Origin of the sequence: Luteococcus sp. Sow4_B9 (assembly GCF_052116585.1) — a bacterium.
Classification (GTDB): domain Bacteria; phylum Actinomycetota; class Actinomycetes; order Propionibacteriales; family Propionibacteriaceae; genus Luteococcus.
This window is the reverse complement of the sequence record NZ_JBQKKT010000060.1, coordinates 1-1,367: the sequence shown is the minus strand read 5'-3', so window position 1 is coordinate 1,367 and position 1,367 is coordinate 1. Positions and strand designations below refer to the sequence as shown.

At 62.5% G+C, this 1,367-nt stretch carries 1 protein-coding gene; it reads right to left on the bottom strand.

The window, feature by feature from the left end; translation table 11 throughout:
• Window positions 1-44: 44 nt before the first annotated feature.
• Window positions 45-1,106: an IS110 family transposase gene (locus ACTQ49_RS14920; RefSeq protein ID WP_441828623.1), complete on the bottom strand. Its 1,062-nt coding sequence runs from the start codon at window positions 1,104-1,106 to the stop codon at window positions 45-47.
• Window positions 1,107-1,367 lie beyond the last annotated feature (261 nt).

The following is a 1,367-nucleotide window of genomic DNA, read 5'->3' as shown; positions in this document are numbered from 1 at the left end:
CCCTTGGGGAAGTACTGGCGCAGCAGCCCGTTGATGCTTCTATGTCAAGCCGCCGGAGCGAGCTGAGTGATTTGATGGGTCCAGGTCGCCCGGTCGGCGAGCATCGCTCTGTGCACGACGTCGACCAGGTGCCGTTGGAGGATGCGACGTGCGCCTCGGGTGCCTTTGCCTGGCTCGTGGCGTGCGAGTAGTTGTTGTGCTGCGGGTTCTCGTCGCTTCTGCACGATTGCTGCGGTGTAAAGGACGCTGTTGAGCCTGCGGTTCCCTCCCCGGTGTAGGCGATGGCGTTCCTTGTCTGAGGAATAGACCGGGATCGGGGCGCATCCGGTATAGCGGGCGAGCTTGGCGGAGTTCGAGAAGCGAGAGATATCGCCGATCTCGGCGATCAGCACAGCTGCGGAGATGTGGCTGATACCTGTGATGTGCAGCAGCGAGGGAGCCAGCGGGGTGACCAGCTGCCTGATGGTGAGGTCAAGGTCACGGACGCGCTGGTTGACGGCGGCCAGTTCGCTGAGCATGTCGCTCATGACCCCTACGACGCCCGGGCGCAGTGAGCAGTTCTTCAGCAGCACCGTCACCGAGGCGATGGCCGTGGCCCGTGCCAGATCTCCTGGGGTGTGATCCAGCCAGAGGTGTAGTTGGGCCTTGAGCTGGTTGATCACTGCAGTTCGCCGTTTCACCAAGTTGGCCCGATAATCGACCAGGACCCGAAGCTCACGGACCCGTTCGTCGATGCGGTGCTTGTCCAGTCCTGGTGTCGCGATTGCCGCGCGTGCCGCTGCTGCAGCATCAACGGGGTCCGACTTTGCGCCGGTAGCAGCGTGGAGCCTGCGGTGTGCGACCATGAGTCGGGTCGGGACCCAGACCACCTCTTGGCCGGCCATGAGCAGTCCGTCAGCGAGCCTTCGGGCGAATCCGTGCCCATCCTCGATCGCCCATGTGACTGGCGTCTGGTCGTCACTGATCGACCGAATCCAGACCAACAGTGCTGTGATCAGATGCGGTCCATTCTTGACAGTCAGAGTCCTGCCGACCTGTCGGCCAGCAGCGTCCACAGCCACTGCCACATGAACATGCTTGTGCGGGTCAACTCCCACTGTCACCATCGACGTGTCCCTTCTGCTGTACCTGTTCGAAGACGGGGCAGTGGACGAGAGCCCTAACCGAGGGACATACCTATTGCGAGTTGACGGCTCAGCAAGCTTCTATCAAGTCACTCCCGGTCGGAGCTCTCGCCCACCGGGCCGCCGTGGACAAATCAACGGCAAGCCTGATGGCACGTGTTCTCCGAGTCACCGGGCGGCCCGTGCCAGAGCGACTCCCGTCGAAGACGCTTCCGGCTCCGCCATCTTGTACCAATAGGTGTT